Source organism: Ruegeria alba (assembly GCF_022321465.1).
GTDB lineage: Bacteria > Pseudomonadota > Alphaproteobacteria > Rhodobacterales > Rhodobacteraceae > Ruegeria_B > Ruegeria_B alba.
Genome location: NZ_JAKOEM010000001.1, coordinates 102511 through 124634, shown reverse-complemented (window position 1 = coordinate 124634; position 22124 = coordinate 102511). Strand labels below are relative to the sequence as shown.

At 65.0% G+C, this 22124-nt stretch carries 26 protein-coding genes; 12 read left to right on the top strand and 14 right to left on the bottom strand.

Annotation, left to right across the window (positions count from 1 at the left end):
* Together pdxA and rsmA are read left to right on the top strand one after the other, a co-directional pair.
* Positions 1-960 carry a 4-hydroxythreonine-4-phosphate dehydrogenase PdxA gene (pdxA, locus tag MB818_RS00635; RefSeq protein ID WP_234237209.1) on the top strand — a complete coding sequence of 320 codons (960 nt, stop codon included), beginning with the start codon at positions 1-3 and terminating at the stop codon, positions 958-960.
* Between the two features lie 85 nt (positions 961-1045).
* Positions 1046-1885, top strand: a complete 840-nt coding sequence (rsmA, locus tag MB818_RS00630; protein WP_234136413.1) for a 16S rRNA (adenine(1518)-N(6)/adenine(1519)-N(6))-dimethyltransferase RsmA — start codon at positions 1046-1048, stop codon at positions 1883-1885.
* A 170-nt stretch (positions 1886-2055) separates the two neighbouring features.
* Here rsmA and MB818_RS00625 read toward each other — a convergent pair whose 3' ends face one another.
* From MB818_RS00625 to prfA, 3 genes are all read right to left on the bottom strand, one after another.
* The gene (locus MB818_RS00625; protein ID WP_238903486.1) at positions 2056-2691 is read right to left on the bottom strand and encodes a DUF4167 domain-containing protein; all 636 of its coding nucleotides are present in this window, start codon (positions 2689-2691) and stop codon (positions 2056-2058) included.
* 232 nt (positions 2692-2923) lie between these two features.
* On the bottom strand, positions 2924-3766 hold the full coding sequence (gene prmC / locus MB818_RS00620) for a peptide chain release factor N(5)-glutamine methyltransferase (RefSeq protein WP_234175952.1): 843 nt from the start codon (positions 3764-3766) through the stop codon (positions 2924-2926).
* Entirely contained in the window at positions 3763-4818 is a 1056-nt protein-coding gene (gene prfA / locus MB818_RS00615; protein WP_234136410.1) for a peptide chain release factor 1, read from the bottom strand. The genes prmC and prfA overlap by 4 nt, the downstream gene beginning before the upstream one ends.
* 62 nt (positions 4819-4880) lie before the next feature.
* Between prfA and MB818_RS00610 the strand changes: the two genes are divergently transcribed.
* A complete protein-coding gene (locus MB818_RS00610) occupies positions 4881-5174 on the top strand; it encodes a hypothetical protein (protein WP_234136409.1) in 294 nt (97 codons plus the stop codon).
* Here the strand turns inward: MB818_RS00610 and MB818_RS00605 are convergent.
* The 3 genes from MB818_RS00605 to MB818_RS00595 all read right to left on the bottom strand — a co-directional run bounded on the left by MB818_RS00605 (position 5118) and on the right by MB818_RS00595 (position 7094).
* Positions 5118-5513, bottom strand: coding sequence for a DUF1499 domain-containing protein (locus MB818_RS00605; RefSeq protein ID WP_234162409.1), 396 nt, complete (start codon positions 5511-5513; stop codon positions 5118-5120). The genes MB818_RS00610 and MB818_RS00605 overlap by 57 nt on opposite strands.
* 9 nt (positions 5514-5522) lie before the next feature.
* Complete coding sequence (gene speB, locus MB818_RS00600) at positions 5523-6470, bottom strand: agmatinase (RefSeq protein WP_238903484.1); 948 nt, start codon at positions 6468-6470, stop codon at positions 5523-5525.
* A gap of 84 nt (positions 6471-6554) precedes the next feature.
* A complete protein-coding gene (locus tag MB818_RS00595) occupies positions 6555-7094 on the bottom strand; it encodes a winged helix-turn-helix transcriptional regulator (RefSeq protein ID WP_234144999.1) in 540 nt (179 codons plus the stop codon).
* Positions 7095-7133: 39 nt separating this feature from the next.
* On the opposite strand from MB818_RS00595, the gene MB818_RS00590 reads away from it, so the two are divergent.
* Positions 7134-7511 (top strand): VOC family protein, encoded by a 378-nt coding sequence (locus MB818_RS00590; protein WP_238903482.1) that lies wholly within the window; start codon positions 7134-7136, stop codon positions 7509-7511.
* A gap of 42 nt (positions 7512-7553) precedes the next feature.
* Here MB818_RS00590 and speB (MB818_RS00585) read toward each other — a convergent pair whose 3' ends face one another.
* Both speB (MB818_RS00585) and MB818_RS00580 read right to left on the bottom strand, forming a co-directional pair.
* A complete protein-coding gene (gene speB, locus MB818_RS00585) occupies positions 7554-8531 on the bottom strand; it encodes an agmatinase (RefSeq protein ID WP_238903480.1) in 978 nt (325 codons plus the stop codon).
* 51 nt (positions 8532-8582) lie between these two features.
* Positions 8583-9746, bottom strand: coding sequence for a M20 aminoacylase family protein (locus tag MB818_RS00580; protein WP_238903473.1), 1164 nt, complete (start codon positions 9744-9746; stop codon positions 8583-8585).
* Positions 9747-9811: 65 nt separating this feature from the next.
* On the opposite strand from MB818_RS00580, the gene mazG reads away from it, so the two are divergent.
* The 3 genes from mazG to MB818_RS00565 all read left to right on the top strand — a co-directional run bounded on the left by mazG (position 9812) and on the right by MB818_RS00565 (position 12146).
* Positions 9812-10633: a nucleoside triphosphate pyrophosphohydrolase gene (mazG, locus tag MB818_RS00575; RefSeq protein ID WP_238903471.1), complete on the top strand. Its 822-nt coding sequence runs from the start codon at positions 9812-9814 to the stop codon at positions 10631-10633.
* A gap of 125 nt (positions 10634-10758) precedes the next feature.
* Positions 10759-11700 carry a nucleoside hydrolase gene (locus MB818_RS00570; protein WP_238903469.1) on the top strand — a complete coding sequence of 314 codons (942 nt, stop codon included), beginning with the start codon at positions 10759-10761 and terminating at the stop codon, positions 11698-11700.
* Positions 11697-12146 (top strand): GNAT family N-acetyltransferase, encoded by a 450-nt coding sequence (locus tag MB818_RS00565; protein WP_238903467.1) that lies wholly within the window; start codon positions 11697-11699, stop codon positions 12144-12146. The genes MB818_RS00570 and MB818_RS00565 overlap by 4 nt, the downstream gene beginning before the upstream one ends.
* 53 nt (positions 12147-12199) lie before the next feature.
* On the opposite strand, the gene MB818_RS00560 is transcribed toward MB818_RS00565, so the two are convergent.
* Positions 12200-12892, bottom strand: coding sequence for a haloacid dehalogenase type II (locus MB818_RS00560; RefSeq protein WP_234136399.1), 693 nt, complete (start codon positions 12890-12892; stop codon positions 12200-12202).
* Positions 12893-12954: 62 nt separating this feature from the next.
* Between MB818_RS00560 and MB818_RS00555 the strand changes: the two genes are divergently transcribed.
* A complete protein-coding gene (locus MB818_RS00555) occupies positions 12955-13242 on the top strand; it encodes a DUF1330 domain-containing protein (protein ID WP_234136398.1) in 288 nt (95 codons plus the stop codon).
* A gap of 172 nt (positions 13243-13414) precedes the next feature.
* On the opposite strand, the gene eno is transcribed toward MB818_RS00555, so the two are convergent.
* Positions 13415-14692 carry a phosphopyruvate hydratase gene (eno, locus tag MB818_RS00550; protein ID WP_234136397.1) on the bottom strand — a complete coding sequence of 426 codons (1278 nt, stop codon included), beginning with the start codon at positions 14690-14692 and terminating at the stop codon, positions 13415-13417.
* 149 nt (positions 14693-14841) lie between these two features.
* Complete coding sequence (locus MB818_RS00545) at positions 14842-15726, bottom strand: DMT family transporter (protein WP_234162404.1); 885 nt, start codon at positions 15724-15726, stop codon at positions 14842-14844.
* A 226-nt stretch (positions 15727-15952) separates the two neighbouring features.
* Between MB818_RS00545 and MB818_RS00540 the strand changes: the two genes are divergently transcribed.
* On the top strand, positions 15953-16270 hold the full coding sequence (locus MB818_RS00540; RefSeq protein ID WP_234166300.1) for a hypothetical protein: 318 nt from the start codon (positions 15953-15955) through the stop codon (positions 16268-16270).
* A 98-nt stretch (positions 16271-16368) separates the two neighbouring features.
* On the opposite strand, the gene MB818_RS00535 is transcribed toward MB818_RS00540, so the two are convergent.
* Entirely contained in the window at positions 16369-16782 is a 414-nt protein-coding gene (locus MB818_RS00535; RefSeq protein WP_234136394.1) for a Fur family transcriptional regulator, read from the bottom strand.
* Positions 16783-17121: 339 nt separating this feature from the next.
* Between MB818_RS00535 and MB818_RS00530 the strand changes: the two genes are divergently transcribed.
* Entirely contained in the window at positions 17122-18381 is a 1260-nt protein-coding gene (locus MB818_RS00530) for a DEAD/DEAH box helicase (RefSeq protein ID WP_234175964.1), read from the top strand.
* Between the two features lie 38 nt (positions 18382-18419).
* Here MB818_RS00530 and MB818_RS00525 read toward each other — a convergent pair whose 3' ends face one another.
* Positions 18420-18839: a cupin domain-containing protein gene (locus tag MB818_RS00525; protein ID WP_234215982.1), complete on the bottom strand. Its 420-nt coding sequence runs from the start codon at positions 18837-18839 to the stop codon at positions 18420-18422.
* Positions 18840-18903: 64 nt separating this feature from the next.
* Between MB818_RS00525 and MB818_RS00520 the strand changes: the two genes are divergently transcribed.
* Positions 18904-20322 (top strand): protein adenylyltransferase SelO, encoded by a 1419-nt coding sequence (locus MB818_RS00520; RefSeq protein ID WP_234215890.1) that lies wholly within the window; start codon positions 18904-18906, stop codon positions 20320-20322.
* A gap of 165 nt (positions 20323-20487) precedes the next feature.
* Here MB818_RS00520 and MB818_RS00515 read toward each other — a convergent pair whose 3' ends face one another.
* Positions 20488-21087: a superoxide dismutase gene (locus MB818_RS00515; protein ID WP_234136391.1), complete on the bottom strand. Its 600-nt coding sequence runs from the start codon at positions 21085-21087 to the stop codon at positions 20488-20490.
* A gap of 101 nt (positions 21088-21188) precedes the next feature.
* On the opposite strand from MB818_RS00515, the gene MB818_RS00510 reads away from it, so the two are divergent.
* Positions 21189-21941 carry an FkbM family methyltransferase gene (locus tag MB818_RS00510; protein WP_238903464.1) on the top strand — a complete coding sequence of 251 codons (753 nt, stop codon included), beginning with the start codon at positions 21189-21191 and terminating at the stop codon, positions 21939-21941.
* Positions 21942-22124: the final 183 nt, after the last annotated feature.

Below are 22124 nucleotides of genomic sequence, written 5' to 3'. Positions count from 1 at the left end.
ATGCGCCCGATTGCGCTCAGCTGCGGCGAACCGGCGGGGATCGGCCCGGAACTGGCCGCCGCCGCGTGGGCGGCGCTGCGCGCGGACTGTCCCTTTGCCTGGATCGGCGACCCGTCGCATCTGCCCGCCGAGACACCGGTGGCCCTGCTTGACGACCCGGCGCAGGCGGTAGCGGCCTCCGCCCATGCCCTGCCGGTGCTGCCGCTGCCCTTTGCCGCCCCAAGCCAGCCCGGACGCCCCGATCCGCGCAACGCCGCCGGTGTGATCGCAGCCATCGAACGCGCCGTGGCGCTTGTGCAATCGGGCGCCTGCTCGGCGCTCTGTACCGCCCCCATCCACAAGAAGGCACTGATCGACGGCGCAGCCTTTGCCCATCCCGGTCATACCGAATTCCTCGCCGCGCTCGCGGGGTGTGGCCGGGTGGTGATGATGCTGGCCAGCGATCAGCTGCGTGTGGTGCCCGCCACCATCCATATTGCCCTGTCCGAGGTCCCCCGCACGCTGACCCCGGCACTGCTGCGCGAAACGATCGAAATCACCGCCGCCGGGTTGCGTGAGCGGTTCGCCATCGCCCATCCCCGGATCGCTGTGGCCGGACTGAACCCGCACGCGGGCGAAGGCGGCGCCATGGGGCGCGAAGAAATCGACTGGATCGCCCCGCTGCTGCAAGAAATCACGGGCGATTTCACGCTCACCGGGCCGCATCCCGCCGACACCCTGTTCCACGCCGCCGCCCGCACCCGCTATGACGCGGCCGTGTGCATGTATCACGACCAGGCGTTGATCCCGATCAAAACGCTCGATTTCGACCGGGGTGTAAACGTGACGCTGGGCCTGCCCTTCATCCGCACCTCGCCCGATCACGGCACCGCCTTCGATATCGCCGGTAAAGGCATCGCCAACCCGACCAGCCTGATCGCGGCACTGAAACTGGCCCAGCGCATGGCCACAAGCGGCTAGCTTCTTCATTCCGCGCCAAATACTCCCGCCGGAGGCGGAAAACATCTGGCACTCCCCCCCTGGCTGCGACTAAACCCGACACATCATGAGCGCCATCGACACCCTGCCCCCGCTGCGCGAGGTCATCGCCAGCCACCAGCTCTCGGCCCGCAAGTCGCTGGGCCAGAACTTCCTGCTCGACCTCAACCTGACCGCCAAGATCGCGCGGCAGGCGGGGACTCTGTCCGAATGCGACGTGCTGGAGATCGGACCCGGTCCGGGCGGGCTGACCCGAGGCCTGCTGGCCGAGGGCGCACGTCGGGTACTGGCCATCGAAAAGGACCCGCGCTGCCTGCCCGCGCTGGCCGAAATCGCTGCCGCCTATCCGGGCCGGCTCGAGGTGATCAATGGCGATGCGCTCGAGATCGACCCGCTGGCGCATTTGCGCCCACCGATCCGCATCGCCGCCAACCTTCCCTACAATGTGGGCACCGAGTTACTGGTGCGCTGGCTGACCCCGCGCGACTGGCCGCCCTTCTGGCAAAGCCTGACACTGATGTTCCAGCGTGAGGTGGCCGAGCGGATCGTCGCGAAACCGGGGACCAAGGCCTATGGCAGGCTGGCCTTGCTGGCGCAATGGCGCGCCGAGGCGCGCATCGTGATGTCATTGCCGCCCGAGGCCTTCACCCCGCCCCCCAAGGTCTCCAGCGCCGTGGTCCATCTGACCGCCCTGCCGGAACCGCGCTTCCCCGCCGATGCCGCGATCCTCAGCCGCGTGGTCGCCGCCGCCTTCAACCAGCGCCGCAAGATGCTACGCGCGGCGCTCAAGGGACAGGCCCCCGACATAGAGGATCGTCTGATCAGCGCCGGGATCAAACCCACCGAGCGCGCCGAACAGGTCCCGCTCGAAGCCTTCTGCGCGCTGGCGCGGGAATTGGAACGCTGAAACACGCGACACAGAATTTCTCAGAAATTCTGTGTCAGAAAATGGGACATTTTCTGAGCGTTTTCCTTGCAGGAAAACGACTGTCGTGGCCTTTATGCGCATCGCGACAAAAAACGCCGCCTCCGGTCGAGAGACGACGTTTCAAAGTTTCGGCGAACAGGCCCCAGTTCCTATTCGGCGGCCTCGGCGGGGCCACCCGGTTGTGGATCGGGCGCATCGCCCTCGCCTGCGGCGGGTTTGCGGCTACGCGGGCGGCGCGGTGCTTTCTTCTTGGGTTGATCCGCGCCCTCATCGGACGCGGCCGCGGCCTCTTCCGACCGCGGGGCGCGGCGCTTGCGACCTTCGCCCTTGCTTTCCGGGGTTTCGACCAGGCCGCTGACATCATCAGAGCTTTCGTCTGAACCAAGGTCGAATACATCGGGCTGCGGAGCACTGGACGGATCGGCCACCGCCACGGCGGGCGCGTTGTCGCGCTCCTGACGTTCGGCGCGCTCACGGTCGCGTTCCGCCTGCCGTTCGCGGTTCTGGCGTTCCTGCTCTTCGCGGCGGGCGTCGATCTCGCGCTGTGCCTCGCTCAGCAGACGCAGGTAATGCTCGGCATGCTGCTGAAAGTTCTCGGCAGCCACCCGGTCATTGGCCAGCTGCGCATCGCGCGCCAACTGATTGTATTTCTCGATGATCTGCTGCGGGGTGCCACGCACCTTGCCCTCGGGGCCCGAGCTGTCGAATACGCGATTGACGACATTGCCGCCAGAGGGCCGGTTGCGGTTGTTCTTCGACCGCGAACGGGATTTGGACGATCTCATATGTTTAACGTCAGCCTTGTTGGTCTTTGCCGATGAACCCGTTCGACGCCGCTTGCGGTTGGTGTTGCCGGACATCGACTTTTTGGGCTTGCTGTCGGGGATGCGCCAAGAGGGGCATCAAGTGCCGCGACGCCCTTGAGTAAGCACGTCCCGGCCCGGCAGACAAGGGGTTATGAGTAAAAATATCGGGAATTTGAGGCAAACTGGCACATTTACGCCGCATCCCTGCGGATCATCGTGGCAGATGCGCGGCCACCACCCGGTCACGCCCATCCAGATCCGGAATCACCCTCAGCCCCGAAAGACCCGCAGCCTGAAAGAGGTCCGAGACCGCCCGCGCCTGGGTCGGGCCGATCTCGACCAGCAGCCGGCCGCCGGGCAACAGGTAATCGGGCGCACCCGCGGCGATATGGCGATAGGCGCCCAACCCGTCTCCACCATCGGTCAACGCCAGTTCCGGCTCGTGCTCGCGCACCTCGGGGGCCAGCGCATCCATCTCGCTCAGCGCGATATAGGGCGGGTTGGACACGATCAGATCGAACCGGCCCTCGACCGCCTCGAACCAGTCCGACCGGCGGATATCGGCGCGCGCGCCAACCCGGTGCAGCACCGCATTGGCGCTGGCCTGCAGACAGGCGGCCTCGCTCAGATCGACGCCCAGTCCGGTGGCGCTGGGACGTTCTCCCAGAAGGGTGACCAGGATCGCGCCCGACCCCACACCCAAGTCCAGAACCCGGTCGAACGGGGCACTCAGCGCCGCCTCGATCAGGGTCTCGGTCTCGGGGCGCGGGTCCAGGACCTCGCCCGAGACCTTGAACCGGCGGCCGTAGAAATCGCGCTCGCCCACCAGGTGCGAGACCGGCACCCGTACCGCGCGCAGCGAGATCAGCTGGTCATAGCGCTCGGCGATTTCGGGGGCGAGGTCCTCGGGCGCGATCAGGGTCACGCGGCTGGCCTCGATCCGGGCGGCATGGGCCAGCAGCAGCCGCGCATCGCGGGCCGGATCGGGCACACCGGCGGCGCGCAGCCGGGCGGTGGCGGCAACCATCGCCTTGGCGGCGGTCTGGCCGCTCATTGCCCCATCTCGGCCAACATGCGCGCCTGCCCGTCGGCGATCAGCGCGTCGATCACCTCGTCCAGATCACCCTGCATCACCGCGTCAAGCTTGTAGAGCGTCAGGTTGATGCGATGGTCGGTCATGCGGCCCTGGGGGAAATTATAGGTGCGGATGCGTTCCGACCGGTCCCCCGTCCCCACCTGCGCCGAGCGGCTGGCCGAGCGTTCGCTGTCCAGCCGCTGGCGTTCCAGATCGTAAAGCCGGGTCTTGAGCACCTGCATGGCGATCTCGCGGTTGCGGTGCTGCGATTTCTCGGAACTGGTGACCACGATGCCGCTGGGCAGATGGGTGATGCGGACGGCGGAATCGGTTGTATTCACGTGCTGCCCGCCCGCGCCCGAGGAGCGCATCGTGTCGATGCGGATGTCGCCCGGGTCGATCTGGATATCCACATCCTGCGCCTCGGGCAGCACCGCCACCGTCGCGGCCGAGGTATGGATGCGCCCACCGCTTTCGGTCTCGGGCACGCGTTGCACCCGGTGCACGCCACTCTCGTATTTCAGCCGGGCAAAGACATTCTCGCCGCTGACCCGCGCCACCACTTCCTTGATGCCGCCCAGCTCGGTCTCTTGCAGTTCGATCAGTTCCAGCTTCCAGCCGCGCGCCTCGGCATAGCGTTGATACATGCGCAGCAGGTCGCCCGCGAACAAAGCCGCCTCGTCACCGCCTGTTCCGGGCCGGATTTCCAGCATCGCGGGCCGCGCGTCGGCCTCGTCCTTGGGCAACAGCGCCAGTTGCAGCGCGCGTTCGGCCTCGGGCAGGCGCGCTTTCAGAACCGGCAACTCTTCTTCGGCGAGCGCTTTCATGTCGGGGTCCGACAGCATCTCTTGGGCGTCGGCCATATCGGCGCAGAGCTGTCGCCAGGCGGCAATCTGCTCGACCACCGGGCGCAGGTCGGAATATTCCTTGGCCAGACGCGCGATATCGCCGCCCGAGGCGCCATCGGCCATGGCCGCCTCCAGATACTGGAAGCGCTGGGTTATCTGGTCGAGGCGTTCTTCTGGGATCATTGCGGCGGTGTCCGATATCCGGGGGCTTTGGTCAAGGGGCTGGGCTGTGCTAGCTTAGGGGCATGACACGGATTCTCACCCTGATCCTGCTCATCGCGCCCCCCGCGCTGGCCGATGTCGTCGGCCCCGGCGGCAAGACCATCGACTGTTATTGCACCGACAGCTCCGGCGCGCGGATCGAGCTGGGTGAGACCATCTGCCTAATGGTCGACGGGCGCATGTTCATGGCGCAATGCCAGATGTCGCTGAACGTGCCGATGTGGCGCGAGGTGCAACCCGGCTGCCTGTCTTCGCGCCTTTTACCGCAAAGCCGCCAGCCATTGCTCGACACGCGCGCGGTTTACCCCAAGATCTGAGCGTCCGAACCGGTTGCGCGCATGGATCAGCAACAGGTCCCCCTGTTGCCTGGCGGTGGTGTAATCGGGAAAGCCAAAGACACGGGTGCGGGTGACATAGGTCACCATGCCCTCGGTCACCGAACCGGCCAGCACCCGCGTGCGCGGGGCCGTGCGCGCGATGGCGTCGAACCGGGCCAGACCGTCCGCCCCCGTTTCGACCCGGCGCAGGACGCCGCCCCGCATGTCGCGGTCCGCGGTGACCTGCGGTGCACGGTGCCAGCGCGCCGGGTCCGAAGGGGCCAGCCGGATCCAGGCCAGACCCAGCACCACCAGCGCGATCAGGAACCAGATCAGCATCCGCACCGCTCAGCGCGCCCGCACGCCGGGCAGCACGCAGAGCAGTTCATAAAGCAGGTTGGCCGCCGTCAACGCGGTATTACCCGACGGATCATAGGGCGGAGAGACCTCGACCAGATCGCAGCCGACGATCTTCAGCCCCCTGAGTGCCTGGATCAGTTCCAGCGCCTGCGGCGTGGTCAGCCCGCCAATCTCGGGCGTTCCGGTACCGGGCGCATAAGCGGGGTCCAGACTGTCGATATCATAGGTGACATAGACCGGCCGGTCGCCGATATCGCGGCGGATCTCGTCACCCAGCGGCTTCAGGCTGCGGTGCCACAACTCCCACGCCGGGAAGTGCTGAAACCCCCAGCCCTGCGCCTCGGTAAAGTCGGTGGCAGCATAGCCCGAGCCGCGAATGCCGATCTGATAGGTCTTGTCGGGTTGGATCAGTCCCTCTTCATAAGCGCGGCGGAACACGGTGCCGTGGGTTTCCCGCTCGCCGAACATCTCGTCGTTCACATCCGCATGGGCATCCACATGCACCAGCGCCACCGGGCCATGTCTGGCCGCAATCGCCCGCAGGATCGGCAGGGTGATCGAGTGATCTCCGCCCATCGCCACCGGGATCACGTCATGGGTCAGGATCGCGTCGTAACTTTCCTTGATGATGCGCAAACTGTCGGCCAGTGAAAACGTGTTGATCGCCAGATCGCCGATATCGGCAATCTGTAAGCTGTCAAAGGGCGCCGTCCCGGTCGCCATGTTATAGGGCCGGATCATCGCGCTTTCGGCGCGGATCTGTTTCGGCCCGAACCGCGTGCCCGAACGCCACGAGGTGCCGATATCCATCGGAATGCCCAGAATGGCCACGTCCAGCCCATCCAGCGCCTGCGCCTGCGGCAGCCGCATGAAGGTGTTGGGCCCCGAGAACCGGGCCAGATCGTTGCCGCCGATGGGCTGGTTGTACTCGCTCATGCGCGCCCTCCTGCTCTCCAGGTGCAAGCTTTCCCAGATTTCCGCACAACTGACAATTGCTGAAACAGGGCGGTGCCCGGCCCGCTATGCGCCCTCAAGGCCGATGGCACGGTTGAGCTCGGCCCCGAGATTTGCCGCGCGATAGACCGGGAACGGCACCCGCTGCGACAGGTCCAGATCACGCCGCAGCCATTCGTGATCCTCCAGCTGTTTCAGCGACACCGACAGCGCCCGGTCCGTGATCGGGGACAGGTCGGAGCGGATCGCCGAAAACCGCCTGGGCTGGCCGGTCAGCGCCAGAATCGGCACCGTCCAGCTGCGCCGCAACAAGGCGCCCTCGGCCGCGCCGGGCACGGTGCCAAGCAGCCGGGCCGCCAGCGCGGCGGCCTCCTGCCCGGATGCGGTCAGCCGAAACTCGGGCCGCAGCGGATGGCCATGACCGGGGTTCCGCTCCAGCAACCCAAGCTGCAACAGATGCGCAAGGCTTGCCGCAAAGGCGGTGCGCCCCGCGCCGGTCGCCGCCAGCAGCGGCGCCTGCCGTCCCGCTACGCCCTGATGCAGGTTCGCGAGGATCGGCAGCGACCAGGCCCGTGCGGTCAGCTTGACAAGCAGGTTTATGTCCATAAAGTATAGTTACTATATTTCATTCAAAGGATAAACCCCATGCCCCTCGTCACTTTGGACAGCACGATCACGCTGGCGCTGTCGGTCCGGGACCGCCACGCCAGCGCCGAATGGTATCGCGAGATATTGGGGTTCGAGCTGATCCACCACATCGACGAGGCGGGGTGGAGCGAGATGCGCACCCTGACACCGGGCGTGACCCTGGGCCTGGGCGAACAGGCGGAACCGGCGCCGGGCAACACGGTGCCAGTCTTCGGCGTGGCCGATATCGACACGGCCCGAACCGCAATGGAGGCGGCGGGCATCCGTTTTGACGGCCCGACCGAGACGATCGAGGGCATGGTGAGCACCGCCACCTTCTATGACCCGGACGGCAACGCGCTGATGCTGGCTCAGGACCTGACTGAGAGCGCCTGACCCGCCCCCGCAAACAGGTCGCAGGGGCGGACCGACCGTGTTTCAGCCCGCGGCCGCCCCACAGAGCTTGTTCCACCCAAGCAGGCAGATGATCTGGGTCGCCACATGCGCCCCTGCAATCGCGGTGGCCCCGGTGGTGTCAAAGGGCGGAGAGACCTCGACCACATCCCCGCCCTTGATGTTGATCCCACCCAGGTCGCGCAACATGATCGACGCCTGAAGCGAGGTCAGCCCGCCCCAGACCGGGGTGCCGGTGCCGGGCGCAAAAGCCGGGTCCAGCGCATCGATGTCGAATGTCAGATAGACCGGATTGTCGCCCACGATCTGTCTGACCTTTTTCGCCACCGCCGCCGGGCCGCTCTCCTCGACCTCGCGCGGGTCGATGATGTTGACGCCCAACGTGTCTTCGTTGGTGGTGCGAATCCCGATCTGGACCGAGCGCGCGGGGTCCACCAACCCCATCTTGACCGCCTTGTAGAACATGGTGCCGTGGTCGACGCGGTCCATGTTGTCATCGGGCCAGGTGTCTGTGTGGGCATCGAACTGCACCAACGACATCGGCCCGTATTTCTCGGCATAGGCCTTGAGGATCGGGAAGCTGATATAGTGATCGCCCCCCAGCACGACCGAGGGCACATCCGCCGCCAGAATGGTGCGGATATGCTCGGTCAAGAGGCCCGGAAAGCTTGGCACATCGGCATAATCAAAGGCCAGGTCGCCATAATCCACGATGGCCAGATCGCTCAGCGCCTTGAACGGCCAGCCATAGGGTTCGTCCATGGATTGCAGCGTGCTGGCCTCGCGGATGGCCCGCGGGCCAAGGCGTGTTCCGGGCCGGTTGGTCACCGCCTGGTCGAACGGCACGCCGGTCACCGCGACATCGACGCCGCGCAGGTCCTTGGTATACAGCCGTCGCAGGAAGGAGACCGCCCCCCCGAACGTATTTTCAAAGGACAACCCTTTGAGTTCCGGTACGGTGAACGCCTCGTCCACCGCTGATTTCGCATCTTCTAGAGCCACTTCTGCTTGCTCCTCCTTGGGTTCCCGGCGGGTTGGCGACGCGCGTGAACGTCAAGCCACCGGCTGTGCCTTCTCTACGATCCGTGCAAAGAAGGACGCCCCCACCGGCGCGATCTCGTCGTTGAAATTGTATTTCGGGTGGTGCAGCCCGGCGCTGTCGCCCTGACCGATGAACAGATAGGCGCCCGGCCGCTTTTCCAGCATATAGCTGAAATCCTCGGCCCCCATCTCGCGCCCGCCATCACCCACCACATTGGCCGCGCCCGACACCTCGCGCGCCACCTCGGCGGCAAACTCGGTCTTGGCGGCGTCGTTGACGGTGGCGGGATAGCCCACCACATAGTCCAGCTCTGCGGTCACCCCGTAAGAGGCCGCCTGCCCCGCCACGATCTCCTTCATCCGGCGCATCACCATTTTCTGCACCGCCGGGTCAAAGGTGCGCACAGTGCCGTTCAGATAGGCGGTATCGGGGATCACGTTGTTGACGGTGCCCGCATGGATCTGGGTGACCGAAACCACCAGGTCGTCCAGCGCATAGTGATTGCGGCTGACGATGGTCTGGATCGCCTGTGCGATACCACAGGCCGCCATCACCGGGTCGATGGTCTCATGCGGCATGGCGCCATGGCCACCCCGCCCCTGGATATGGATTTCGAACGTATCCACCGCCGCCATCAGTGGCCCCGGCGTGGTATAGAACGACCCTTCGGCATGACCCGGCGCATTGTGCAGCGCATAGACCTGGGCAATGTCGAACCGGTCGAGGATACCCTCGCGCACCATGATATCGGCGCCACCGCCCTCTTCCTCGGCGGGCTGGAAGATCAGCGCCACCCGACCGCTGAAGTTCCGCGTCTCGGACAGATAGCGCGCCGCGCCCAGCAGCATGGTCGTGTGCCCGTCATGGCCACAAGCATGCATCTTGCCCGGATGGGTCGAGGCATAGTCGGCCCCGGTCTCCTCAGAGATCGGCAGCGCGTCCATGTCTGCCCGCAACCCGATGGTCGGCCCATCGCCCTGCCCGTTGATGATCGCCACGATGCCGGTACTGGCGATACCCTCGTGCATCTCGTCGACACCGAATTCGCGCAACCGCTCGGCCACGAAGGCCGCCGTCTGATGGCAGTCGAATTCCAGTTCGGGGATGGTGTGCAGATGCTGGCGCCAGGCAGTCATGTCGGCGGCAAATTCGGCGATACGGTTGATGACGGGCATGGGGGTGGACTCCGGGGCCTTGCTGCGGGATGGATGCATCTGACACTGGAACGAGGAGCGCCGCAATGCCCGATGACACGCTGATCCACGACCAATCGGCCGGAATCGAGCGCCTGCTGGAGATCATGCGCCGCCTGCGCGATCCCGAAACCGGCTGTCCTTGGGATATCGAACAGGATTTCGCCACTGTCGCCCCCTATACGATCGAAGAGGCCTATGAAGTCGCCGACGCCATCGAGCGCGGCGCCTGGGACGAGTTGAAGGGCGAGTTGGGCGACCTTCTGTTCCAGTCGGTGTTTCACGCCCAGATGGCGGCCGAGGCCGGGCATTTCACCTTTCAGGACGTGGTGCGCACCATGTCCGACAAGATGGTCACCCGCCACCCGCATGTGTTCGGAGACGAGACCCGCGACAAGTCCGCCGAACAACAGACCCGCGACTGGGAGACGATCAAGGCCACTGAGCGGGCAGAGAAGGCGCAGCAAGGCGCGCTCGACGGCGTGGCACTCGGCCTGCCCGCCCTGCTGCGCGCCTTCAAGCTGCAAAAACGCGCCGCCCGTGTGGGATTCGACTGGGGCGATGTGGGTCCGGTGCTCGACAAGATCGCCGAAGAGACCCGCGAACTGGTCGAGGCGCGCGACAGTCTCGATGCGGATGCCATCGAGGACGAGTTCGGCGACCTCCTGTTTGTCCTCGTCAACCTCGGCCGTCACCTCGGCGTCGAGCCAGAGGCCGCCTTGCGCCGCACCAATGCCAAGTTCACCCGCCGTTTCGCCCAGATCGAGGCACGGCTGGCGACACAGGGCAAGACCCCCGAGGACAGCACGCTGGACGAGATGGACGCGCTCTGGAACCGGGTCAAGACCGAGGAAAAAGCCCGCCCCTGACCCTTCATTCCGCCGCAAGTACTCCGGGGGAGCGCCGTCAGGCGCGGGGGCAGCGCCCCCTGCCTGCCTCTGGACAGACGCTTGCGCACCTGTCACCACTGACCCCGACACGACCGGAGACGCCCATGCCCCCCCGCAAGATCATCATTGACACCGACCCCGGCCAGGACGACGCGGTTGCCATCCTGCTGGCATTGGCCAGCCCCGACGAGATCGAGGTGCTGGGCATCACCGCCGTGGCGGGCAACGTGCCGCTGCCCCTGACCGCGAAAAACGCCCGCATCGTCTGCGAACTGGCGGGGCGACCCGATGTGCCCGTCCATGCCGGGTGCGACGCGCCCATCGCGCGCAAGCTGGTCACCGCCGAGCACGTACATGGCAAGACCGGGCTTGATGGCCCCGACCTGCCTGAGCCAACCATGCCGCTGCAAGACGCCCATGCCGTCGATTTCATCATCGACACCCTGCGCGCCCATGCGCCGGGCACGGTGACGCTCTGCCCGCTGGGTCCGCTCACCAATATCGCCACTGCCTTGACCCGTGCCCCCGACATCGTCACCCGCGTGCAGGAAATCGTGCTGATGGGCGGCGCCTATTTCGAGGTGGGCAACATCACCCCCGCGGCCGAATTCAACATCTATGTCGACCCCGAAGCTGCTGATATCGTGTTCAAATCCGGCGCACCCATCGTGGCCATGCCGCTTGATGTCACCCACAAGGCGCTGGTCACCAAGGCGCGCAACGACGCCTTCCGCGCGCTCGACACTCCCGCCGGCATCGCCGTGGCCCAGATGACCGATTTCTTCGAGCGCTTCGACAAGGAGAAATACGGGTCCGAGGGCGCGCCGCTGCACGACCCTTGCGTCACCGCCTATCTTCTCAACCCCGATCTTTTCAGCGGTCGCCACGTCAATGTCACGGTCGAGACCACCTCGGACCTGACCCTCGGCATGACCGTCGCCGACTGGTGGCGGGTCACCGACCGCGCCCCCAACGCGCTTTTCATCGGCGACATAGACGCCGACGGCTTCTTCACGCTGCTGACCGACCGTCTGGCGCGCCTATGAGCGCCGCCCTGCACCTCGCCCGTGCCGAGGATCTCGACCGGCTGACCGCCATGGTCGGCGCCTTTCACGCCGAACAGGGTCTGCATGGGTCTGAGGAGGCCCGCCGCGACGCCCTGCAGCCGTTACTTGAGGGCATTCCGCATGGTTGCGTCTACCTGATCGGCCCCGCCCGCGCGCCGCTCGGCTATGTCATCGTCACCTTCGGCTGGTCGGTCGAATTCGGCGGGCTCGACGGGTTCATCGAAGAGATTTGGCTGCGCCCGGCCGTGCGCGGCCGCGGTATCGCCAGCGAAGTGCTCGGCCAGCTGCCCAAGGCGCTGGCCGCCGCCGGAATGAGGGCCCTCCATCTCGAAGTCGACCGCCGAAACGAAGCTGTCCAGCGGCTCTTCGCCCGTGCCCGTTTCGCCCCCCGCCCGGACGAAATGCTGATGAGCAAGCGCCTTTAAGCGCACAACCCGGGCGCCAGCCGTGGCAAAGACGCGACCCGATACACCGCCGGTCAGCGTTTCCGGCTTCGCGCAACCTGTTCTGCAAGGTCAAGGAAATCCCGCGCCACCAGATCCCAATCACTTTCCGGGCGCAGATCCCGCACCTGTCCCGGCCCATGCTCGCGCGGGCGTGGCACGAAACCGGTCCGCAGCCCCACCCGCCGCGCCGCAGCCAGATCGTCGTTATGCGCGGCGACCATCATCACAGCCTCCGGCGGCAGGCGCAGCGCAGCGCAGGCGGCCAGGTAGACCTCCGGCTGCGGCTTGTATCCTCGCGCGATATCCGCCCCCAGAATGCAATCCCAAGGCAGGTCGGCGTGGCGTGCCAGCCGGGTCATCAGGGCAATCGACCCGTTCGAGCACGGCGCGATGATCACCTCTCTCTTGAGCCGCTCCAGCCCGGCCACCACATCGGGCCAGGGGTCAAGCCGCTCCCAGGCCGCATTCAGGCGCAACCGGTCCGGAACCTCGACCGCAAAGGCATGTGCCACCCGGTCCAGATTCTCCAGATGCAGATCGTCCAGCGCAACATAGCCCCGCGCGCCATCGCGCACCCGCGCCATCGCCGGGTCGTATTCGGCGCGCCAGGCTGTCGCAAAGGCCTCCGCGTCGATATCCGGAAGGTCCGCCGCAACCGCGCGCGCCACCGATCCGCGCCAGTCCACGCAGGTTCCGAACACGTCGAAAATCAGGGCATCTACCATACCGCTTCCGTCACCTGCCACATTTCATGCTAGCATCGGCGCATAGCACATGGAGGATTTCAATGCCCAAAGCCTATATCGTCGCCCATATTCGCGTCCACGATCCCGAAACATTCGAGCGTTTCAAATCCATGTCGGCCCCGGCGATCAAGGACTTCGGCGGCCGGGTTCTTGTTCGCAACCCGAACATCGACCACCGCGAGGGCGCGGCCACCGGAACCTGCATCATCGTCGAATTCGACAGCCTCGAACAGGCCCGTGCCTTCTATGAGTCCGATGCCTATACGGCCGCGCGTCTGGTCCGCGAAGAGGCGGCCGAAACCGATCTGATCATTGCCGAAGGCATCTAGACAGATGGCCGCGCCCGGCAAGGTGCTCATTGGCAAGCACTCTCAAAACGGGTTTCTTTCTGGTCGAAATACTCCGGGGGAGCCGCCCAAAGGGCGGCGGGGGCAGCGCCCCCACCCATTTTTTCGCGAAAAAATGTCCTCAGAAAATCTGCGATTTTCTGGCCGCGCCGTCTCAGCCTCGCAGGATGGAACGACCGGCGTATTCGGCGACCTCGCCCAAGGCTTCCTCGATCCGGATCAGCTGGTTGTACTTGGCCAACCGGTCCGAACGCGCCAGCGAGCCGGTCTTGATCTGACCGCAATTGGTCGCCACAGCCAGATCGGCGATAGTGGCATCCTCGGTCTCGCCCGACCGGTGGCTCATCACGTTGGTATAGCGTGCGCGGTGCGCCATATCGACGGCCCGCAGCGTCTCGGTCAATGATCCGATCTGGTTCACCTTCACCAGCATCGAGTTGGCGCAGCCCTTGGCGATCCCCTCGGCCAGACGCGCCGGGTTGGTCACGAAGAGGTCGTCGCCCACCAGTTGTACCTTGCCGCCCAGACGGTCGGTCAGCGCCTTCCAGCCTGCCCAGTCATCCTCGGCCATGCCATCCTCGATCGAGATGATCGGATAGTCGGCGACCAGGGCCGCCAGATAGTCGACATTCTCTTCGCTCGAGAGGGTTTTCCCTTCGCCAGCAAAGACATAATTGCCATCCTTGAAGTATTCGGTGGCCGCGCAGTCCAGCGCGAGGTGAATATCGTCACCCGGCTTGTAGCCTGCTTTCTCGATGGCCTTCAGGATGAAATCCAGCGCGTCCCGAGTGCTCGACAGGTTCGGCGCAAACCCGCCCTCGTCGCCCACACCGGTCGCCAGACCCGCCGCCGACAGCTCTTTCTTCAGCGTGTGGAACACCTCGGCGCCCATGCGCACGGCGTCGCGGATGTTTTCCGCCGCCACCGGCATGATCATGAATTCCTGGATGTCGATCGGGTTGTCGGCATGTTCGCCGCCATTGATGATATTCATCATCGGCACCGGCAGCACCCGCGCCGAAGTGCCCCCTACATAGCGATAGAGCGGCTGGGTGGTGAAATCCGCCGCCGCCTTGGCCACGGCCAGCGACACGCCCAGGATGGCGTTGGCGCCCAACCGTCCCTTGTTCTCGGTCCCGTCCAGTTCGATCATCGCGGCGTCGATGGCAACCTGCTCGGTCGCGTCAAACCCCACCAGTTCCTCGGCGATTTCGCCATTGACGGCAGCCACCGCCTCCAGCACGCCCTTGCCCAGGTAACGGCTCTTGTCGCCATCGCGGCGTTCCACCGCCTCATAGGCGCCGGTCGACGCGCCCGAGGGCACCGCGGCGCGGCCCATGGTGCCGTCTTCCAGAACCACGTCGACCTCGACGGTCGGATTGCCCCGGCTGTCCAGAATCTCGCGCGCGTGAATGTCGATGATGGTGCTCATGAAATCGGTCCCCGACTCTGCAATTGGATTGCCGCTCTCATAACAGCCGCAGGGCGAAAGTAAACCTCACCTGCTATCGCTAACACGCGCGAAAACGCGCAGTTAGGGCTAACAAATTGCTGTTTGCGCCAACAATCCACCGCGACCGCTCACCCCGCTGCAAAGGCCAGTTCCCGCGCCAGGCGCCGTTCGCGCAGAAAGGTGTAAAGCCCCGAGCCGATGATCAGCGCGCCGCCCGCCAGAGTGGGCCAATCAGGCCGCTCGCCAAACACCAGCACCCCGGCAAGCAGCGAGAACAACAGCCGCGTATAGCGGAACGGCGTCACGACCGAGGCCTCGCCCACCCGCATCGCGGTGACGATGCCGTAATAGCCCAGAACCCCGAACAGGATCGCGCCCGCATAGGGGCCCCAATGACCCGGCTCGACCGGAACCAGCGCAGTCCCTGAGACCAACAGTATCCCGCCCCCGCCAAGGATCAACGCCAGATAGGCCTGGAACGACACCACCGCCGAGGCTACATGCGCGTCGATCCGCCGGGTGATCAGATCGCGCGCCGCCACGCTGATGACCGAGGCCACGACAAGAAGCTGCGCAGGCTGGAACCCGGCCATGCCGGGGCGGATGATCATCAGGACTCCGACAAAGCCAACCGTGATGGCGCTCCAGCGGCGCCAGCCCACCTGTTCACCCAGAAACAGCGCCGCCCCCATCGTCACCACCAGCGGCATCGCCTGGAACACGGCCGCAACGGTGGACAGGTCGACCAGTGACAGAGCCGTGGCAAAGGTGAGCGCGCTTACCGCCTCGGTCGCGGCACGGATCAGCAGCAGGGGCGACCAGGCGGCGCGACTGAACACCCGCTTGCGCGTTGCCGCTGCCATGATCAGGAAGGTGGCGCCGCAGAACACGCCCAGCACCAGCAGGATCTGACCGATCGGCACCGTGACGGACAGTTTCTTGATGAACATGTCCTCGATCGAAAAAGCCGCCATCGCGGCGACAACCAGCAGGATGCCGTTTACGTTGTTCATAGGTCAAGGTCTCTCGCTGGCCGCAAGGGGCCGGGTCCACTTTCAGCCAAAGCGCATGCGCGCGGCCACGGCAAGCGCAATCGCGGCCCCCGTCATCAAAAGACGTGGACTGCCCCATCGCCCCCGGTGATGACGGGGTCACCCACGCCGCGCCTTCCCCTATGTCGATGAACCAATCCGCGCTATGCTAACGGCACGTGATGGCCCCCAATGGATTGGATTTGATATGACCCGACTTCTTTCCTATGCCGCGCTCTGCCTCGTGACCGCCACAACCGCCGAAGCTTGCCCCTGGGCAAGCGGCACCTTTGAATTCAGGGAACACGGCATCTACGGCAATTTCGCGGTCAATGGAGATTGCACCGAGCTGGTCTGGGACCGGCTGAGCAACGCGCCTGAGACCACGGCACTGGAGCGCAGCAAACATGGCTGGGCAGGCAAGCTCGCCAAGGCCGATGTCGAACTGCTGGACAATGGCGAAAACCTGCGGGTGACCGGCACCGGCGGCGCCATGCGTCAGGTCCGGGCCAAACCCGCAGACTGACGTCCCTTCATTTCGCCCAAAATACTCCGGGGGGCCTACAAAATTCGGCGAATTTTGTAGGCTGGGGGCAGCGCCCCCCTCCACCGTCGTCGAAATGCCTAGCCCTTGCGGATCGGCACGCCATATAGCTCCAGCTTGTGCCCCTTGAGACGATAGCCCAGCTTTTCGGCGATCCGTTCCTGAAGGGCCTCGATCTCGGGATCGCAGAACTCGATCACCGCGCCGGAATTCATGTCGATCAGGTGGTCGTGATGGTCGCGCTCGGCGTCCTCGTAGCGCGCCCGCCCGTCGCCGAATTCCAGCCGGTCGAGTATGCCCGCCTCCTCGAACAGTTTCACCGTCCGATAGACCGTGGCGATCGAGATCGCCGCATCCAGAGCCGAGGCGCGGGCATAGAGCTCCTCGACATCGGGGTGATCGTCGCTGTCTTCCAGCACGCGGGCGATGACCCGGCGTTGGCCGGTCATGCGCAGGCCCTTGGCCTCGCAACGGGCGATGATCGGTTGGGACATGGGGGCATCCTGTCTCGGCATTCGGGAATCCCGTTTACATGTTGTTGCGTCACAGGGCCAGCCGCGATTGGCGCAGGGCGGTTGACTTTTGCCGCGTGAACCGCCACATGGGCGCTAACGCCAACGTCCTCTGCCGCGTGAGCAGACAAGATAAGACGTGCGGGGCAAACCCGCCCGGCCCTCAAAGGAAGGGCCGCAACAGGACAGGCGCAACCGTTCCCACATTCACGCATGGGGCAAACCGCTGGACCGGTCCGGGGCATGAGGCTGCCGGATCCGAGGCTCCGCGGACCCGCTCGTGACGCCGTGCCATTTGGGGTGCGGTGCGAAAGGATTTTTGTGAGCGATTTTGACATGATGGGGCTCGATGACGCCCTGGTGAGCCGGCTGACCGCAATGGGCATCACCGAACCGACCCCGATTCAGGCCCGTGCCATCCCCGAGGCGCTGAACGGCCATGACGTGATGGGCCTGGCCCAGACCGGCACCGGCAAGACCGCCGCCTTTGGCGTGCCGCTGGTCACCCTGCTGGGCCGGGTTGGCCGCAAACCGGCGCGCGGCACCGTGCGCGGGCTGGTGCTGGCCCCGACCCGCGAACTGGCGCAACAGATCGCCGAGACGCTGAAGGCGCTGACCGAGGATACGCCACTCAAGGTGGCGATCGTGGTGGGCGGCGTGTCCATCAACCCGCAGATCAAGCGGCTGGAACGCGGCGTGGATATCCTCGTCGCCACCCCGGGCCGCCTGATGGACCTGATGGAGCGCCGCGCCGTCGATCTGGGCAGCTGTTCCTTCCTGGTGCTGGACGAGGCCGACCAGATGCTCGACCTCGGCTTCATCCACGCGCTGCGCAAGATCGCGGCGGTTCTGCCGAAAGAGCGCCAGACCATGCTGTTCTCGGCCACCATGCCCAAGCTGATGAACGAGATCGCGCAGAGCTATCTCAACAGCCCGCGACGGATCGAGGTCTCGCCCCCGGGCAAGGCCGCCGACAAGGTGACACAGGTGGTGCATTTCATCGCCAAGGCGGCCAAGACCGACTTGCTGATCGAATTGCTCGATACCCATCGCGACGAGCGCGCCATCGTGTTCGGCCGTACCAAATGGGGCTGCGAGAAACTGTCGAAGACGTTGGAAAAAGCCGGGTTCGCCACCGCCGCCGTGCATGGCAACAAGAGCCAGGGCCAGCGCGACCGCGCTATCGCCGCTTTCAAATCGGCGGATGTGCGGGTGCTGGTGGCCACCGACGTGGCCGCGCGCGGTCTGGACATCCCCGACGTGAAACATGTCTACAACTATGAACTTCCCAATGTGCCCGATGCCTATGTGCACCGGATCGGCCGCACCGCGCGGGCGGGCAAGGACGGCGCGGCGGTGGCCTTTTGCGCGCCTGACGAGATGGAGGAACTGGCCGCCATCCAAAAGGTGATGAAGGCGTCGATCCCGATCGCCTCGGGTCGCCCCTGGCAACCGATCGAGGATCCGGCCAAACCGGCGGCCCGCAAGGGCCCCGGCGGCAAACCCGGCAAGCCCGGCGGCGGCGGTGCCCGGCGCAACCGGCGCGGCGGCCGTGGCCGCACCGCGCGAAAGGCGGCCTGATCGCGCAGGGTGCCGCCCATCCGGCGGCACCGCCTCCCTCAGGCGCGTGGAATGTCAAACCCCGGCAGCGCCAGTTCAAAGCCTTCGAACCGGAAGCCTGGCGAGACGGTGCAGCTGACCAACGTATATTCACCCGTGCTTCGCGCCGCCTGCCACCAGCCCGACGGCACGATCAGCTGCGGCGCGCCCGCGTTCAGATCGGGCGTCAGCATGTGATCGCTGGCGGGGCCGGTATCGGACTCACTCATCGACAGGACCAGCGGCGCACCGGCATGCCAAAGCCAGATCTCGGTGGCATCGACTCGATGCCAATGGCTGCGCTCGCCCGATTTCAGCAGGAAATAGATGCAGGTGCCACTGGCACGGCCCGGATTCTGTGCAATCCAGGTCTGCCGGTACCAGCCACCCTCGGGGTGCGGTTCCAGCTCCAGTCGGCGGATGATGTCTTCGGCGCGCATATCTGCGGTCATGGGGTCCTCGCTTGGGGCTGGTCTTTTGTTCCGTCCAGCATATCTTGGCCCCATGACAATCGCGATCCCCTTCGACAACAGCTATGCCCGCCTGCCGGGTGGTTTCTATACCGCGCAGGCCCCCCAGCCGGTGCGCGCGCCACGCCTCGTTGCCTTCAACACCGATCTGGCCCGCCTTCTGGGCATCGCCCCCGGCGAGGTCGAGGAGATGGCGCAGGTCTTTGCCGGTAACGCCGTTCCGCAAGGCGCCGAGCCGCTGGCCCAGCTGTATTCCGGGCACCAGTTCGGCAATTACAACCCGCAACTGGGCGACGGGCGCGCGATCCTGTTGGGCGAGGTGCTGGGCAGCGACGGTATCCGCCGCGACATCCAGCTCAAAGGCGCGGGCCGCACGCCTTATTCACGGGGCGGCGACGGACGGGCCTGGCTTGGCCCGGTGCTGCGCGAATATGTGGTGAGCGAGGCTATGGCCGCGTTTGGCATCCCCACCACCCGCGCGCTGGCGGCGGTCGAAACCGGCGAGACGGTGCGGCGCGAGAGCGCCCTGCCCGGCGCGGTGCTGACACGGGTGGCGCAGAGCCATTTGCGGGTGGGCACGTTCCAGGTCTTTGCCGCACGCGGCGAGATTGCGTATCTGAAACGGCTGACGGATTACGCCATCGCCCGCCACTACCCAGAGACCCAAGGGCCTATGGGTCTGCTTGCGGCGGTACGCGATGCCCAGGCGCGGCTGATCGCGGCCTGGATGGGGGTGGGCTTCATCCACGGGGTGATGAATACCGACAACAGCTCGATCGCGGGCGAGACCATCGACTATGGTCCCTGCGCCTTTATGGATACCTATCACCCCGACACGGTCTATTCCTCGATCGACCGCTACGGGCGCTATGCCTATTCCAACCAACCCGATATCGCGGTCTGGAACCTGGCACAGCTGGCGACCGCACTGATCCAGCAGGCCGAGGACAAAGAGGCCGCCGTCGAAGAAGCCACTGAGATCGTGCATGCCATGCCCGCCCTGCTGGAGCGCGAGTGGTTACGCGTCTTTGCCGCCAAGATCGGCATTTCCGCCCCAAGGGAAACGGACAAACCGCTTGTGACCGATCTGCTCACCCGCATGGCACGCGAACAGGCCGATTTCACCAACACGTTCCGCACTCTTGGCAGCGATCGAGCACGCGATCATTTCACCGATCCCGTCGCCTATGACAGCTGGGCCGCGGATTGGCGACAGCGCATCACGCAAGAGGCCGCCCCCGAGGCGGTGATGCGCAGCATCAATCCCGCCTTCATCCCGCGCAATCACCGTATCGAACAGATGATCGCGGCGGCGGTCGAAGGCGACTATACCCTCTTCCAGCGGCTCAACACGGTACTTGCCCGCCCTTACGAGGATCAGCCCGATCATTTCGACCTGACCCGCCCGCCAACGACAAGCGAGATCGTCCCCGCCACGTTCTGCGGAACCTGATCCTTCGTTTCGCTCAAAATACTCCGGGGGGCCTACAAAATTCGACGAATTTTGTAGGCGGGGCAGCGCCCCGATGTCGCAATGCAGGTCATCACGTCTGCGCTACATGTAACAACCCGGTCCCCGAACGGGGACCGGGCCTGAACAGTCAAACCTTGCGCAAGGTTACATGCGCGAGGCGACGTTTTCCCAGTTCACCAGATTGTCGAGGAAGTTCGACAGGTACGCAGGGCGCTTGTTGCGGAAATCAATGTAATAGGAATGCTCCCACACATCACAGCCCAGCAGCGCGGTCTGACCAAAGCAGAGCGGGTTGACGCCGTTCTCGGTCTTGGTCACCGCTAGCGAACCGTCGGCATTCTTGACCAGCCAGCACCAGCCCGAACCGAACTGACCAGCACCTGCGGCGGAAAACTGCGACTTGAACTCGTCGACCGACCCAAAGCTCTCGACCAGCGCCTTTTCCAGTTCGCCCGGCATCGTGCTCTCGCCCGGGCCCATCATTTCCCAGAATTGGTTGTGGTTCCACAGCTGGCTGATGTTGTTGAAGATGCCGTTCTGCGCCACGGCGGTCTTGTTGTAGGTGCCGGTGATGATCTCTTCCATCGACTTCGATTCCCACTCGGTCCCGGCGATCAGCTTGTTGCCGTTGTCGACATAGGCCTTGTGGTGCAAGTCGTGGTGATATTCCAGCGTCTCGGCGCTCATGCCCTTGGAAGCCAGCGCATCATGTGCATAAGGAAGGTCGGGAAGTTCAAAAGCCATCTTGGCCCCCTGTTGAAATTTCTGTTGCGGTCCCAAGGTTACATGCTTCCCGGGCGGGCAGAGGTCAAGGGCCGAGACGGCAAAAGCGGGGTATTGGGCACATGTTCACCGGATTGCGCAAGATGGCCTATCGGGCGCGCGGCTATTATGTGGGCGCGCTGAATGGCGAGCCCTTCCGGCTTGATCCCTATCATTCCAAATTCTGGCGCAAGGCCACGGCGGGCGGATGGGAGCCCGAGACATTTACCGTTTTAGACCAATACCTGTCGCCTGATCGCGACTATGTCGATATCGGCGCCTGGATCGGGCCGACCGTCCTTTATGCCGCGCGCCGGGCGCGCCATGTCTGGTGTTTCGAACCCGATCCGGTGGCGCTGCGCCATCTCTTGTGGAACCTGGAGCTGAACGACATCCGCAATGTCTCGGCATTTGGCGTGGCGCTGTCGGACGGGTTCGGGCTGGCGCGCATGGCCTCGTTCGGGGGCGAGGCTGGGGATTCGATGACCTCACTGCTGGCTTCGGGGGCGCATGGCACAGAGGCTTTGACCATCGGCTGGGGCCAGTTTGCACAGACGGTCGACCTGTCGGGCGTCTCCTTGGTCAAGATGGATGTAGAGGGGGCCGAATTCGGCGTCGTGCCTACACTGACAGACTGGCTGCGCGCCCATCGTCCGGCCTTTTACTTGTCGACCCATGCACCGTTTCTGGAGGAAACGAAGCGCGCACCGGCAATGGCAGAGCTGGTGCGAGATCTGGCATTCTATTCCGAGGCCACCGACGAGACCGGCGCACGCGCCGACCTTATCGCACCCGAGGCACAAACCCGCTTTCGCAGTTTCCTGTTCAGCGGCTGAAGGGGTGGATCAGACGCCCCTTGGGAGCTTCGACCACTCAAAGGATCGTACAGAACACGCCGTCGCTCCAGATATCGCGGACGCAAATCCTCTCCTTTCCAGGCAAATGATCGCTCCGAAAAAAAGCCCGGCCCCCATCAGGGGCCGGGCATCTCAATCGCTGGCGAGAAAGCCGCCGAAGTG